The organism is Pseudomonas sp. NUPR-001, assembly GCF_052147955.1.
Lineage (GTDB): Bacteria > Pseudomonadota > Gammaproteobacteria > Pseudomonadales > Pseudomonadaceae > Aquipseudomonas.
Window position 1 is genome coordinate 2362261 of record NZ_CP197353.1, and the last position, 15557, is coordinate 2377817.

Annotated in this window: 11 protein-coding genes; 10 read left to right on the forward strand and 1 reads right to left on the reverse strand. The window is 62.2% G+C overall.

From position 1 onward, the window contains the following. Nucleotides 1-136 precede the first annotated feature (136 nt). On the reverse strand, nt 137-1042 hold the full coding sequence (locus ACP6KB_RS10835; RefSeq protein ID WP_442113710.1) for a LysR family transcriptional regulator: 906 nt from the start codon (nt 1040-1042) through the stop codon (nt 137-139). A 297-nt stretch (nt 1043-1339) separates the two neighbouring features. Between ACP6KB_RS10835 and speB the strand changes: the two genes are divergently transcribed. The 10 genes from speB (at nt 1340) to glyA (ending at nt 15553) form a co-directional block, all read left to right on the forward strand. Next, nucleotides 1340-2311: an agmatinase gene (gene speB / locus ACP6KB_RS10840; RefSeq protein ID WP_442113711.1), complete on the forward strand. Its 972-nt coding sequence runs from the start codon at nt 1340-1342 to the stop codon at nt 2309-2311. A 15-nt stretch (nt 2312-2326) separates the two neighbouring features. After that, nucleotides 2327-3835, forward strand: coding sequence for an aldehyde dehydrogenase family protein (locus tag ACP6KB_RS10845; protein WP_442113712.1), 1509 nt, complete (start codon nt 2327-2329; stop codon nt 3833-3835). 96 nt (nt 3836-3931) lie between these two features. Then, the gene (locus tag ACP6KB_RS10850; protein WP_442113713.1) at nt 3932-4111 is read left to right on the forward strand and encodes a hypothetical protein; all 180 of its coding nucleotides are present in this window, start codon (nt 3932-3934) and stop codon (nt 4109-4111) included. Then, nucleotides 4108-5577, forward strand: a complete 1470-nt coding sequence (locus ACP6KB_RS10855; protein ID WP_442113714.1) for a purine-cytosine permease family protein — start codon at nt 4108-4110, stop codon at nt 5575-5577. Before ACP6KB_RS10850 ends, ACP6KB_RS10855 begins: the two co-directional genes overlap by 4 nt. 4 nt (nt 5578-5581) lie before the next feature. Further along, entirely contained in the window at nt 5582-7258 is a 1677-nt protein-coding gene (betA, locus tag ACP6KB_RS10860; protein WP_442113715.1) for a choline dehydrogenase, read from the forward strand. Between the two features lie 370 nt (nt 7259-7628). After that, on the forward strand, nt 7629-9053 hold the full coding sequence (gene cycA / locus ACP6KB_RS10865) for a D-serine/D-alanine/glycine transporter (protein ID WP_442113716.1): 1425 nt from the start codon (nt 7629-7631) through the stop codon (nt 9051-9053). Nucleotides 9054-9134: 81 nt separating this feature from the next. Continuing rightward, nucleotides 9135-10667: a sigma 54-interacting transcriptional regulator gene (locus ACP6KB_RS10870; RefSeq protein WP_442113717.1), complete on the forward strand. Its 1533-nt coding sequence runs from the start codon at nt 9135-9137 to the stop codon at nt 10665-10667. A 257-nt stretch (nt 10668-10924) separates the two neighbouring features. Beyond that, nucleotides 10925-11302: a glycine cleavage system protein GcvH gene (gene gcvH / locus ACP6KB_RS10875; RefSeq protein ID WP_442113718.1), complete on the forward strand. Its 378-nt coding sequence runs from the start codon at nt 10925-10927 to the stop codon at nt 11300-11302. A 14-nt stretch (nt 11303-11316) separates the two neighbouring features. Further along, a complete protein-coding gene (gene gcvP, locus ACP6KB_RS10880; protein WP_442113719.1) occupies nt 11317-14187 on the forward strand; it encodes an aminomethyl-transferring glycine dehydrogenase in 2871 nt (956 codons plus the stop codon). 112 nt (nt 14188-14299) lie between these two features. Beyond that, the gene (gene glyA, locus ACP6KB_RS10885; protein WP_442113720.1) at nt 14300-15553 is read left to right on the forward strand and encodes a serine hydroxymethyltransferase; all 1254 of its coding nucleotides are present in this window, start codon (nt 14300-14302) and stop codon (nt 15551-15553) included. Nucleotides 15554-15557 lie beyond the last annotated feature (4 nt).

Below are 15557 nucleotides of genomic sequence, written 5' to 3' on the forward strand. Positions count from 1 at the left end.
GAGATTTTTACTATCAGGGTGCAAGAGCGCCGCTATTACCGATCAGTGCACAGGTTTAGTGGGAGATACTGTGGGAGCGGGCTTGCCCCGCGATGCGGTGTGCCAGACAGACCGCTATCGCGGGGCAAGCCCGCTCCTACAGTGGGTGGTGCATACAGGCGGCGAGGTCTTCGAGGAAGGCGTCGAGGATCGGTGGCGATACACCGCGCCGGGTAATGACATCGAACGGTGAGGTCAAGTCCAGGGTGTTGGCGCCCAGACGGCACATTTCACCGGTTTTCACCCATTGCTCGGCAAAATGCACCGGCAGAAAACCGACGTAAGCCCCGGAAATGATCAGGATCGCCGCTGCCTCGATGTTCTCCACGGTGGCCGCTGCTTTGCTCACGCCCAGCTGTTGCAGGTCGTACTGGTCCATATAGCCGCGCACCACGATGCGACTGCTGCGCACTTGCTCAAGCAGGCGCCCGTTCGCCGCCGTGCTGGCGTACAACGGGTGGCGGCGGCCACAGTACAGGCCCAGCGCTTCCTCATACAGCGGCAGGTACGACAGCCCCGGTACGTGCAGGGGAAAGTGGCCGATAGCCAGGTGCAGGCGCCCGTCGAGCACGCGCTCTTCCAGTTCCGCCGGGGCGCCAATGTAGATGTGCAAGTGCGCGTCGTGGCCTCGGGAAACAAAGCGCTGGGTGGTACGCGGCAGCGGTGAGGCGGGGTCGGTCAGGGTCGAGTCGATGATGCCCAGGTTGAGCTTGCCGCTGATGTGCTGTTTGAGTACATCGGCGTCCATGCAAAAGCTTTCCACGGCGCTGAGCAGGCGTAAGGTCGCTTCGTGGATGGCGATGCCTTGCTCCGTAAGACGAAAGCCACTGCGCCCGCGTTGGCAAAGCTTGACCCCGAGGCGGGTTTCCAGGTGGGTCATTTGCTCGCTGATGGTCGATTGACCGGCGTTGAGTGCCGCCTGCGCCGCAGAAAAACCGCCGCACTTGACGATGGTGGTAAACACCCGGAGCAGTTTCAGATCGACATCGTGGAGCTGGATCACCCTCACCTCCTGTCCGTACCTCACATCGCGGGGGCTGATATGAATTGTCGGACAATGTTTTTTTCGCAAGCTAACCATGAGCGTGTGGCGTCCGCAATCCTTGGCGATTGAAAAACACCGGCCATGCCGCCGGCCTTCGCCAATTCACGCGCACGCATACGGATACTTCGGCTGCGCCGATGTATGCATCTGCACTTGCGCATTTTTCCCCTGCCGGACTGCGACCATAGTGGCTGCAACGGTGGTCGAGCAGTCGCCCCGTCTCCTGACCAGAACAATAATTGGAGAAACTCGAACATGGCTAAGCACGGTTATGAATCCGGCCGCTTGAACCTGCCCTTCGTGGGCCATTGCACCTTCGCCAAGTCGCCGATTTGCACCGACTGGAATGCGATCGATGCCGACGTGGCGATTCTCGGTGCCCCCAACGACATGGGTACCCAATGGCGCTCCGGCGCACGTTTTGGGCCACGTGGCATCCGTGAGGCATCGACGCTGTTCTCCTTCGGTCATGCCGGTGCTTACGACTTCGAAGATGACGTCACCTACCTGACTGAAGATCAGCTGCGCATGGTTGACGTTGGCGATGCCGACATTGTCCACACCGACCAGGCCAGCAGTAACGCCAACATCGAGTTTGCCGTGCGCCAGATCCTCGCCGCAGGCGCCATGCCGGTGGTACTGGGCGGTGACCACTCGATCCACGCCCCGGTGATCAAGGCCTTCGAAGGCCGCGGCCCGATCCATATCGTGCATTTCGACGCGCACCTGGACTTCGTCGACGAACGCCATGGCGTGCGTTACGGCCACGGCAGCCCGCTGCGTCGCGCCTCGGAACTCGACCACATCGTTGGCATGACCCAGATGGGTATCCGCAACGTGTCGTCCTCCAACCGCGACGACTACGATGCCGCCCGCGAAGCTGGCTCGCAGATTCTCTCGGTGCGCGACGTACGTCGTCTGGGCTGTGAAGGGGTGCTGGCGAAGATCCCGGAAGGCCGCGACTACTACATCACTATCGACATTGACGGCTTCGACCCGTCGATTGCCCCCGGTACCGGTACCCCGAGCCATGGCGGCTTCCAGTACTACGAAGTGCTGGAAATCATCCAGGCCCTGGCCAAACGCAGTCAGGGCCGGATCGTCGGCATGGACCTGGTGGAAGTGGCGCCAGCCTACGACCCGGCCGGTGTCACCTCGATCCTCGCTGCGCAACTGCTGATGAACAGCATTGGTTTCATCTTCCATGCGCGCGCCCGCGCTCGTTGATCCGGAGTACCTACCGTGGACGATAAGGTAAAAGCCTATCTGCAGGCGTATGGCGTGTGCGAAGCCACCCAGCGCTTTCTCTCCAAAGCGCAGCGCATGTTCATCGGCGGCGCCTGGCTGGAGGCCAGTGATGGCGCCAGCGCCGAGGTCATCGAGCCTTCCACCGAGCGCGTGCTGACGCGTATTCCGATGGGCACCGCAGATGATCTGGACCGCGCCGTGCGTGCCGCACGGGCGCAGTTCGACGGCGGCCCGTGGAGCCAGCTGAAACCGTTGGAGCGTGAACGCCTGATTCACCGCCTGGCCGACCTGGTCGAGGCCAACGCTGAAGAATTGGCAGAAATCGAATCGATCGACATGGGCAAGTCGGTTGCCCAGGCGCGTGCGGTCGATATTCAGGGCACCGTCGATACCCTGCGTTACTTCGCCGGCTGGGCCACCAAGATCCATGGCCGTACGGTCGAGCCTTCGCTGCCAGGCAATTACCTGGCCTACACCCGCAAGGAAGCGGTGGGTGTGGTCGGGGCGATTGTGCCGTGGAACTTCCCGCTGCAAACCATGGCCTGGAAGCTCGGGGCGGCGTTAGCTACCGGCTGTACGGTAGTGGTCAAACCGGCGGAACTGACGTCGCTGTCAGCCCTGCGTTTTGCCGAACTGGTGCAAGCGTCTGGTATTCCTGATGGCGTGCTGAACATCGTCACCGGACGCGGCAGCGTGGTCGGCACGGCGATGTCCAGCCACCCGGGCATCGACAAGCTGAGCTTCACCGGCTCCACGCCAGTGGGCTGCTCGGTGGGCAAGGCGGCCATGGATCAGATGAAACGCCTGACCCTCGAGCTGGGCGGCAAGTCGCCGGTGATCGTCTTCGCCGATGCCGACATCGAGGCGGCGGCGATTGCCGTGGCCAATGGCGTGTTCTTCAACTCCGGGCAGGTATGCGATGCCGGTACCCGCGCCTACGTCGAGCGCAGCGTCTACCCGCAGTTTCTCGAAGCGTTGGCGCGCTACACGGCAACCCTGAAGGTCGCTCCGGGCCTGGATCCGGACTGCTTCATCAGCCCGATGGTGTCGCGTCAGCAACAGCAGCGGGTGCTGGAATACATCGCGCAGGGCAAGGCTGAAGGCGCACACGTGTACTACGGCGGCGAGCCTGTCGAAGGCCCTGGCTTCTTCGTGCAGCCGACGATCTTTGCCGATTGCGATAACAGCATGCGCATCGTCCGCGAAGAGATCTTCGGCCCGGTGCTGGTGACGCAAGCGTTCGACACCCAGGAGCAGGCTGAAGCGCTGGCCAATGACTCGGCGTTCGGCCTGGCCGCGGCGATCTACTCCAACGACCTGGGCAAGGTCCATGGGCTGATCCCACGCCTGCGCGCCGGCACCGTGTACGTCAATGCCCACAGCACCCTCGACCCGTCCATGCCGTTTGGTGGCTACAAACAGTCCGGCTACGGCAAAGACTTGGGCGCCGAGCAACTGGAGTTTCTGCTGGAGACCAAGGCGGTCTGGATCACCTTGCCCTGAGGTACAGGGCCCACCCGCGGCGCTGACGGTTGGCGAGCGACGCGGGTGGCTGGATGCATCGTATTTCAATAACAAGAACCTATCGAGGTGATGCCCATGAACAGCCAAGTGGATGCAGAGCGTGCGCAAGATCTGGAACGGCGCCTGTGCGCCTATGAACAACTGGAGCGGCGAGGGGACTGGCAAGGTGCGTTGACGCTGGTCGATTGTGTGGCGCTGCTGTTGCTGACGGCGGTGATGGTCGGTGGCGCCTTGCTGCTCGGAGGCCAGCCATGAAGCCGAGCAGAGAACAAGAGTTTCGCCTGAGCGCCGAGCGCGGCGACACCCCGTTGTTGCCCAGTGAGCGGGTCTGGGGTTTCTGGGGCTACGCCTATGCCAACTCGGCGTTGGCCGTGGCCACCTGGGTGTTTTTGATCGGCGGCGCCACGGCGCTGTTCGTCGGGCCGTTGCAAGGCATCAGCGCCATTGTCATCGGCAACATCATCGGCGTGATTCTTGCGGCGTCTTCCACTTGCCTGCCCTGTGGCAAGTACGGCGTCGAGCAGTTCACCTTCTTGCGCAGCATGTTCGGCCACAACGGCAGCCGCCTGGTCTACATCCTCTCGGTGGTGGTGCTGACCATGGGCTGGCTGGCGGTGCTCGGGCTGATGTGCGGGCGGGCGCTGGACAACCTGGAAACCCTGGTGCAGCACAGCCAGCCTGACGGCGATGGCTGGCTGGTGACGGCGGGTGCCTTGCTGGCGATTGTGCTGGCAGCGCTGGTGGCCATGCGTGGCCCGGACATGATCCGGCGCCTGAGTGCATTGATCGCACCCAGCCTGATTCTGGTGATGCTGGCGCTGATGTACTTCATCTCCCAGCGTTACAGCTTCGCCCAGTTGCTGGCCATGCCGGCCCTGCAACCACCGTTCGCCGATCAGCGCATCAACTTCATGATCGCGGTAGAGATCAACATCGCTGCGGGCTTCTCCTGGTGGCCCTACATCGGCAACCTGTCGCGCCTGTGCAGCAACCAGCGCACTGCGTTCTGGCCCAACCTGGTGGGGATCTTCGGCGCCGCTTCGCTGGGTGAGACGGTCAGCCTGTTTGCCGCTTCGACCCTGGGCAGCAGCGACCCTACCGCCTGGATGCGCCTGGCTGGCGGCATGACCTTTGGCGTGATCGCCCTGAGCTTCCTGGCGCTGGCCAACCTGACCGGGATGGTCAACATCCTCTACACCGCCGTGATCGGCCTGCGGCAGATGGCCGGCGAGCGCCTGCGCAGTGTGCGCTGGGGTGTGCTGATCGGGCTGTTCTGCGTGATTCCGATCGTCATCGTGCTGTGCTTTCCCGGCATTTACGATGGCTTTTTCATCTTCCTGGTGTGGACCTCGGCACTCAACAGCGCCCTGGCGGGGATCGGTATCGCCGATTACTTCTTCCTGCGCCACCAACGCCTGAACCTGCGCCACCTGTATGCCGCGCCTGAAACCTCGCCCGTGCGCTTCTACAAGGGCTTCAACCCGATTGCCCTGGTGGCATTGGCAGCGGGCTTCGCCATCTACGTGCTGGTGTTCAACCCGCAGACCCTGGCCAACACCACCTTCTTCACCTTCGTCAGCGCTTCGCTGCCGTCTTGCCTGCTGGCGGGGCTGGTGCATTACGGGCTGACCCGACTGCTGGCAACGCGCCCGGGCTGGGGCAGCTACCCCAAGGGCAATGACCGCAACATCGGGGCTGTAGGCCTCGGCGCAAAGGACTAGAACAATGAACAACAAACGTTACGACTACATCATTATCGGCGCCGGCTCTGCGGGCTGTGTACTGGCCAATCGGCTGACTGAAGACGCGGGCACCTCGGTGCTGGTGCTGGAGTTCGGTGGCAGCGACCGCAGCGTGCTGATCCAGATGCCCAGTGCCTTTTCATTGCCGATGAACACCAAGAAGTACAACTGGCGCTACGAAACCGATGCCGAGCCACACCTCGACGGCCGACGCCTGCACTGCCCGCGCGGCAAAGTGCTGGGCGGTTCGTCGTCGATCAATGGCCTGGTGTACATCCGTGGCCATGCCTGTGACTTCGATGAATGGCAAAGCCTGGGCGCGAAGAACTGGGACTACCGGCATTGCCTGCCGTATTTCAAACGCGCCGAAGGCTACAAGTTCGGTGGCGATGACTATCGCGGCGGCGCCGGCCCGCTGGCCACCAACAACGGCAACAACATGCAGAACCCGTTGTACGGCGCCTGGGTAGAGGCGGGGGCCGAAGCCGGCTACATCAAGACCGACGACTGCAACGGCTACATGCAGGAAGGGTTCGGCGCCATGCACATGACGGTCAAGGATGGCGTGCGCTGGTCCACCGCCAATGCTTACCTGCGCCCAGCCATGAGCCGTCCCAACCTGACGGTCATCACCCATGCCATGACCCGGCGCATTCTGCTCGATGGCAAGCGCGCCGTGGGCGTGGAATACGATGAAGGCGGCCAGCCCCACAAGGTGTATTGCAACCGTGAAGTGCTGGTGTCCTCCGGCCCGATTGGCTCGCCGCACCTGTTGCAGCGCTCGGGCATCGGCCCGGAGGCCGTGCTCAAACAAGCCGGTATCGAAGTGCGCCATCACCTGCCGGGTGTCGGCGAGAACCTGCAGGACCACTCGGAGATCTACATCCAGTACGCCTGCAAGGAACCGGTCACCCTCAACGGCAAGATGAGCTTGCTGGGCAAAGCAATGATCGGCTTGCGCTGGTTGTTGTTCAAAGACGGCCTGGGTGCCAGCAACCATTTCGAAGCCGGTGGTTTCATTCGCTCGGCCAAGGGCCTGCGCTGGCCGGACATTCAGTTCCACTTCCTGCCAGCAGCCATGCGTTATGACGGCGACAAACCGTTCAAAGGCCATGGCTTCATGGTGCTGACCGGGCCGAACAAACCCAAGAGCCGTGGCCATGTGCGCGCACTGTCGGCCGACCCGTATCAGCATCCGCAGATTCGCTTCAACTACCTGGAGAGCGAAGAGGACCGCGAAGGCTTCCGGCGTTGCGTGCGCCTGACCCGGGAGATCATCGCGCAACCGGCCATGGACCGATTCCGCGGTGAAGAGCTGGCACCGGGGCCGCAGGTGCAGACCGACGCAGAAATCGACGCCTTTGTGCGCGCCAACATGGAAAGCACCATGCACCCTTGCGGTTCTTGCCGCATGGGCGAAGACGACATGGCGGTGGTCGATTCGGCATTGCGGGTACGTGGCCTGCAGGGTTTGCGGGTGATCGACTCGTCGGTCTTCCCCACCGAGCCTAACGGCAACCTCAATGCACCGACCATCATGCTCGCCGAGCGTGCGGCAGACCTGGTGCGCGGACGTGAGCCGCTGGCGCCTGCCGACGTGCCGGTGGGCATGGTTGGTGACTGGCAAGAGCAGCAACGCAGTCGCGCACCGATGCGTTGAAACTGTAGGAGCGGGCTTGCCCCGCGATGCGATATGGCTGAACGATCGCTATCGCGGGGCAAGCCCGCTCCTACAGGATGTGCGGACTGATTGCGCTCCATCGTAACGAAATCGTTCCATGGCGGCGAAAGGCAGCACTGCCGATGCCTGCGCGCAGTTTTTCCCCTTGAATAGCCGCTAACAGTGGAGTGACTTCATTACACCTCAACACCTACAAATCAGCGTAAAGCAGCGGTTTTAGCGCTATTGCCTGACTGGCATAGTCCTTGCTCTTTTCCTTGCGTTCGGCCGGATTAGCAAGTTGTTTGTTCGGTTTAGATGTTTGAACTTGTGATGTTATAAAAACAATTAAACTAGCAAGGTAAAAGATATGAAAAGTTTGCCTCAAGGCCACTGTCCGCCAGACGGTGACGCGCATGAACTGCAACGCAATCTGAGCAACCGTCATATTCAGTTGATTGCCATCGGTGGTGCTATCGGTACCGGACTGTTCATGGGTTCCGGTAAAACCATCAGTCTCGCTGGACCCTCGATTATATTCGTCTACATGATCATCGGCTTTATGCTGTTCTTTGTCATGCGGGCCATGGGCGAATTACTGCTTTCCAACCTCAAGTACAAATCCTTTATCGATTTCTCTACCGACTTGCTCGGACCCTGGGCCGGTTTTTTTACCGGCTGGACTTACTGGTTCTGCTGGATTGTCACCGGCATTGCCGACGTTATTGCCATCTCCGCTTACGCCCAGTTCTGGTTCCCGGACATTCCCCTGTGGATGCCAGCCATCAGTTGTGTCGGCCTGCTGCTGGCGCTCAACCTGGTGACGGTGAAGATGTTCGGCGAACTGGAGTTCTGGTTCGCGATGATCAAGATCATCGCCATCTGCGCGTTGGTCTGCACTGGGCTGTACATGGTGGTCGCGGCCTATCAGTCGCCCAGTGGCAACGTCGCCTCGCTGGCCAACCTGTGGAATGACGGCGGCATGTTCCCCCACGGCGCCATGGGCTTTTTTGCCGGCTTCCAGATTGCCGTGTTTGCCTTCGTTGGTATCGAGTTGGTAGGCACCACCGCCGCTGAAACCAAGAACCCGGAGCGCAACCTGCCACGGGCGATCAACTCCATTCCGCTGCGCATCATTGTTTTTTATGTATTGGCACTGATCGCCATCATGGCCGTGACGCCGTGGCGCGAAGTCGTGGCCAACAAGAGCCCGTTTGTTGAACTGTTCGTGTTGGCAGGCTTGCCGGCTGCAGCAGGGATTATCAACTTCGTGGTACTCACTTCGGCGGCATCATCGGCTAACAGTGGGGTGTTTTCCACCAGCCGCATGCTCTACGGCCTGGCGGTGGATGGCGATGCCCCTGGCAAGTTCGGTGCGCTGTCCAAGCGTGCGGTGCCGTCCAATGGTTTGATCTTTTCCTGCATTTGCCTGCTGGCGGGGGCGCTGGTGATTTACCTGGTGCCGAACATGATCGAGGCCTTCACCTTGATCACCACGGTGTCGGCGATCCTGTTCATGTTTGTCTGGTCGATGATCCTGCTGTCGTACCTGGCCTACCGCAAAAAGCGCGACACCTTGCACCGCGCCTCGAAATACAAGATGCCTGGCGGTATCGCCATGGCTTGGGTCTGCCTGGTGTTCTTTGCCTTCATCCTAGCGCTGCTGGCGCTGGAAGACGACACCCGCAAGGCGTTGTTCCTGGTCCCGCTGTGGTTTGTGGTGCTGGGCTTGTCGTACCGCTCTATTCGCCAGAAACGGCTGGAGAATGTGCAGTTGTCACTGAAAACCGATTGATCACCCCGTTGATGATTTAACCCAAGGGGGACGGTGCTGCGCGCCGTCCCCCTGTCGTCTTTTGACAAGGAGAGAGCGGCGATGCGAATCCACGTCACCTTCATAGACCGCGTTGGTATCACCCAGGAAATTCTCGCGTTGCTGGGGGCGCGTAACCTCAACCTCGACGCGGTGGAGATGATCCCGCCCAACGTCTATATCGACGCCCCGGCGCTGTCACAACGGGTGCTCGACGAACTGCACGACGCCTTGTTGCGCGTGGAGGGTGTGCAGGCCGTGGAGCTGGTCGATTTCCTCCCCGGCCAGCGTCGGCGTTTGCAGCTTGAAGCCCTGCTGGCGGCGATGAGCGATCCGGTGCTGGCCGTCGACCCCAACGGCCATGTGCTGTTGGCCAACCCCACGCTGGTCAATCTGGTCGGGCGCGAGCCAGCCGGTGAGCCGCTGTCCAGGCTGTTCAGCGAACCTGACCTGGCGCAGAACCTGATCACCAAGGGCTTTCGCCTGCCGATGTGTGAAGTGAGCTTTCAGGGCCAGGCCCTGTTGCTGGAGGCCACCCCGATCAGTGGCGGTGCCGATGCCTTGGTCGGTGGCCTGCTGACGTTGTATCCGCCCAGCCGTATAGGCGAGCGCCTGGCCTCGCTGCTGCATGAGCATGCCGAGGGCGGTGATGCACTGCTCGGTGAGTCGGCGGCGCTCAAGGAACTCAAGGCGCGCCTGCACAAGGTCGCAAGCCTTGAGGCGCCGCTGCTGATCCAGGGCGAAACCGGCACCGGCAAGGAGCTGGTGGCGCGTGCCTGCCATGCCCTCAGCGCCCGCCGCGATGCGTCGTTCCTGGCGCTGAACTGTGCAGCCTTGCCGGAAAGCCTGGCCGAGAGTGAACTGTTCGGCTACTCGGCAGGCGCCTTCACCGGCGCCCAGCGCGGCGGCAAACCCGGGCTGCTGGAACTGGCTGACGGTGGCACGGTGTTTCTTGACGAAGTGGGTGAGATGTCGCCGTACCTGCAGGCCAAGCTGCTGCGCTTTCTCAACGACGGCAGCTTCCGCCGTGTCGGCGGGGAGGGTGAAGTCCGGGTCAATGTCCGGGTGCTGTGTGCGACCCACCGCAACCTGGAAAACATGGTGCTCGACGGCAGTTTTCGTGAGGACCTGTATTACCGCCTCAACGTCTTGAACGTGATGGTTCCGCCGTTGCGTGAGCGCGGTCAGGACATCCTCCTGCTGGCCGAGCATTTTCTGCGTCAGGCCTGCACGCAGATACAGCGCTCACCGTGTCGCCTGGCGTTGGCCACCCATCCGTTGCTGCTGGGCAATCGCTGGTCGGGCAACGTGCGGCAATTGCAGAACGTGATCTTCCGGGCCGCGGCGATCAGTGAGGGCGAGGTGATCGATTGCGATGACCTGGAACTGGCCGGCACCGCCCTGAGCGGTCGCCAGGCCGACGCCGAAGAAGTGACCAGCCTTGAGGCGGCGGTGCAGGGCTTCGAAAAATCGCTGCTGGAGAAGTTCTACGCCAACTATCCTTCGACCCGGCAATTGGCACTGCGTCTGCAAACCTCGCACACCGCCATCGGCCAGCGTCTGCGCAAGTACGGCATTGCCAATCGACCGGCGTAATTGCCTGGTGCGATAACGCTCCACTGGAGTGATTGTGCTCCAGTAGGGCGTGAGCCGCGCAGTCATTGAGTGTGCCTGCAAGCTGCTGTGTTTAACCCTGGAGTGCGGAGCGTTTTCGCTCCAGGGAAGGCCCACGGGAAAAGCCGAAAAAACCACTCAAAGCATTGAAATATAAGCGTTTTATTAAGTTGGCACCGCTCTTGCTCTTGTTCTGTTAGTCCCGCGTCAGGGCCCACCTAATAACAAGAGGAAGATCCATGAGCATTCTGCGTTTTACCCCCGAACACGAATGGCTGCGTTTGGAAGAGAGCGGTGAACTGACCGTAGGCATCACCAGCTTTGCTCAGGAAGCGCTCGGTGATGTGGTGTTCGTGCAACTGCCCGAGCTGGGCCAGTACGGTGAAGGGCACGAGGTGGCTGTGCTGGAGTCGGTGAAGGCCGCCAGCAACATCAGCATGCCGCTGGCCGGCGAAGTGGTGGCGGTCAACCAAGCGCTGGCCGACGACCCCGAACTGGTCAACGCCTCGCCCATGCAGGCAGGTTGGTTCTTCCGCATTCAGGTCGCCAACCCGGCTGACCTCGATACCTTGATGGACCAGGAAGGCTACGACCGCTTCCTGGCCGACAACGCCTGAGCCAGGGTACCGACATGACCACAGCAACCACTGCGCTGGGCACCGACAACGAGTTCATTGCCCGCCACATCGGCCCGCGTGAGGGCGATATCGACGCCATGCTGGCGTTGATCGGCCATGACACACTCGACAGCCTGATCGACAGCGTCATCCCCGACAGCATCAAGGGCACCAGCGTGCTTGAGCTGTCCAAAGGGCAGGGTGAGCAACAAGCGTTGGCCGCGATCAAAGCCATTGCGGCGAAGAACCAGCTGTTTCGCAACCACATCGGCCAAGGCTATTACCCTTGCCATACGCCGACACCGATCCTGCGCAACCTGCTGGAAAACCCGGCCTGGTACACCGCTTACACGCCGTACCAGCCGGAGATTTCCCAGGGTCGCCTGGAGGCGCTGCTGAATTTCCAGACCTTGATCAGCGACCTGACCGGGATGGAAATCGCCAACGCTTCGTTGCTCGATGAAGCCACCGCTGCCGCCGAAGCCATGACCTTCTGCAAGCGCCTGGCCAAGAGCAAGGCCCCGGCGTTTTTCGCCTCCCGGCACTGCCATCCACAAACCCTCGATGTGCTGCGTACCCGTGCCGAGCCGCTGGGTATTGAAGTAGTTGTCGGTGATGAAGCGGAACTGGAACAACAGGGCCTGGACGGCTATTTCGGCCTGTTGCTGCAGTATCCGGCCAGCACCGGCGCGATCGTTGATCACCGCGCCCTGGTCGAGCGTGCCCATGCCGCCGGCGCGCTGGTGGCGGTAGCCGCTGACCTGCTGGCGCTGACGCTGTTGAGCGCACCGGGAGAGTTCGGCGCCGACGTAGTGCTCGGCAGCGCGCAACGTTTTGGCGTGCCGCTGGGCTTTGGTGGCCCGCATGCCGCCTTCTTTGCCACCCGTGACAGCTTCAAGCGCGATATGCCCGGGCGTCTGGTCGGGGTATCGATTGACCGCTTCGGCAAGCCGGCCTTGCGCCTGGCCATGCAGACCCGCGAGCAACACATCCGCCGCGAGAAGGCCACCAGTAACATCTGCACCGCGCAGGTGCTGCTGGCCAACATCGCCAGTATGTACGCGGTGTACCACGGTCCGCAGGGGTTGGCGCAGATTGCCCGTCGCGTGCATCGCCTGACCGCGATTCTGGTGCAGGGCCTGCAGCAGCTCGGCCACACGGTTGAGCAGCAACACTTCTTCGACACCGTCAGCGTTGTTTGCGCCCAGCCTGTGGCTGATGTGCTGGCAGCCGCCAACAGCGCACGCCTGAACCTGCGGGTGCTCGATCAGCAGCGTGTCGGCCTGTCACTGGACGAAACCTGCGAGCAGGCCAGTGTCGAGGCGCTGTGGCAGGTGTTCGCCGCACCTGGTCAGGCACTCCCGGACTTTACCGCGCTGGCCGCCAGCAGCGGCGACTACCTGCCGTCGCCGCTGTTGCGTCAGAGCGCGTTCCTGCAACACGAGGTGTTCAACCGCTACCACTCGGAAACCGAGTTGATGCGTTACCTGCGCCGCCTGGCCGACAAAGACCTGGCCCTGGACCGCACCATGATCGCGCTGGGCTCCTGCACCATGAAGCTCAACGCCGCCAGCGAGATGATCCCGATCACCTGGCCAGAGTTCGGCGCCTTGCATCCGTTCGCGCCCGCCGAGCAGTCGCAGGGTTACCAGCAACTGACCGACGAGCTGGAGGCCATGCTCTGCGCCGCCACCGGCTACGACGCCATGTCGCTGCAGCCCAACGCCGGTTCCCAGGGCGAGTACGCCGGGCTGCTGGCCATCCGTGCCTACCACGCCAGCCGTGGCGAGGCGGGGCGTGATGTTTGCCTGATTCCGTCTTCGGCGCATGGCACCAACCCGGCCACGGCGCAGATGGCTGGCATGCGTGTGGTGGTGGTCAATTGTGACGAGCGCGGCAACGTCGATGTCGCCGACCTTCAGGGCAAGGCCGAACAGCACAAGGATCAGCTGGCGGCACTGATGATCACCTACCCCTCGACCCACGGTGTGTTCGAGGACCGCATTACCGAAATCTGCGACATCATCCATGCCAACGGCGGCCAGGTGTACCTGGACGGCGCCAACATGAACGCCATGGTCGGCCTCTGCGCACCGGGCAAGTTCGGTGGCGACGTGTCGCACCTGAACCTGCACAAAACCTTCTGCATTCCCCACGGTGGTGGCGGCCCGGGTGTTGGCCCGATCGGCGTCAAGGCGCACCTGGCGCCGTTCCTCCCCGGGCACGCGCACATGCAGCGCCAGGAAGGCGCGGTCAGTGCGGCGCCGTACGGCAGTGCCAGCATTCTGCCGATCACCTGGATGTACATCCGCATGATGGGGGGCGAAGGGCTCAAGCGTGCCTCGCAGTTGGCGATCCTCAGTGCCAACTACATTGCCCGTCGCCTGGAGGAGCACTACCCGGTGCTGTACACCGGCGAGAACGGCCTGGTCGCCCACGAGTGCATTCTCGACCTGCGTCCGCTCAAAGACAGCAGCGGCATCAGCGTCGAGGACGTCGCCAAGCGCCTGATCGACTTCGGCTTCCATGCGCCGACCATGTCGTTCCCGGTGGCTGGCACCTTGATGGTCGAGCCGACTGAGAGTGAAGCGAAGGAAGAGCTGGACCGCTTCTGCGACGCGATGATCAGCATCCGCGAAGAAATCCGCGCGGTGGAAAACGGCACCCTCGACAAACTCGACAACCCACTGAAAAACGCACCGCATACCGCCAGCGAGCTGGTGGGCGAGTGGAACCATAGCTACAGCCGTGAGTTGGCGGTGTATCCGCAGGCGGCGTTGCGCGAGAGCAAGTACTGGCCGCCGGTGGGGCGCGTAGACAACGTCTACGGCGACCGCAACCTGGCCTGTGCCTGCCCGCCGATGTCGATTTACCAAGACGCTTGACGCTAGTCGGTAGGAGCGGGCTTGCCCCGCGATAGCAATCTGTCTGCCCATCGCAATCGCGGGGCAAGCCCGCTCCTACAGGGTTAAACACTAACAATAAGGATTTGCGCGCATGTTTCATAAAAGCCTGACCCTCTCCGATTTCGACCCTGAGCTGTCGGTTGCCATCCGCCGCGAGGCACAGCGCCAGGAAGACCACATCGAGCTGATCGCCTCGGAAAACTACACCAGCCCGCAGGTGATGCAGGCACAGGGCACCGAACTGACCAACAAGTACGCCGAGGGCTACCCCGGCAAGCGCTACTACGGCGGCTGCGAGCATGTCGATGTGGTTGAACAACTAGCCATCGACCGCGCCAAGGCGCTGTTCGGTGCCGGTTACGCCAACGTCCAGCCGCACTCCGGCTCACAGGCCAACGCCGCGGTCTACCTGGCACTGCTGCAGGCAGGCGATACCCTGCTGGGCATGAGCCTGGCGCACGGCGGTCACCTCACCCACGGTGCCAAGGTCAGTTCTTCTGGCAAGCTGTACAACGCGGTGCAGTACGGCATCGACGCCAACGGCCTGATCGACTACGACGAGGTCGAGCGCCTGGCCGTCGAGCACCAGCCAAAGATGATCGTGGCGGGCTTTTCGGCCTATTCGAAAACCCTGGATTTCCCGCGCTTCCGTGCCATCGCCGACAAGGTCGGGGCTTACCTGTTCGTTGACATGGCCCACGTTGCTGGCCTGGTGGCGGCAGGCTTGTACCCGAACCCACTGCCTTACGCGGATGTGGTCACCACCACCACGCACAAGACTCTGCGCGGCCCACGCGGCGGCCTGATTCTGGCCAAAGCCGACCCGGACCTGGAGAAGAAGCTCAACTCGGCAGTGTTCCCAGGCGGGCAGGGCGGGCCGCTGATGCATGTCATCGCCGCCAAGGCGGTGTGCTTCAAGGAAGCCTTGCAGCCGGAGTTCAAGGACTACCAGTACCAGGTGATCAAGAACGCCCAGGCCATGGCCGAGATCTTCCGCCAGCGCGGTTATGACGTGGTCTCCGGCGGTACCGACAACCACCTGTTCCTGGTCAGCCTGATCCGCCAGGGCATTACCGGCAAAGACGCCGATGCCGCCCTGGGCCGTGCGCACATCACCGTCAACAAGAACGCGGTGCCGAACGATCCGCAATCGCCGTTCGTGACCTCGGGCCTGCGCATCGGCACCCCGGCGGTGACCACCCGTGGCATGCAGGTGCCGGAATGCCGTGCATTGGCGACCTGGATCTGCGACATCCTCGACCACCTGGGCGATGCCGATGTCGAGGCGCAGGTAGCCAAGCAAGTCGCAGAGCTGTGCGCGCTGTTCCCGGTCTACCCGGCCTGACCTT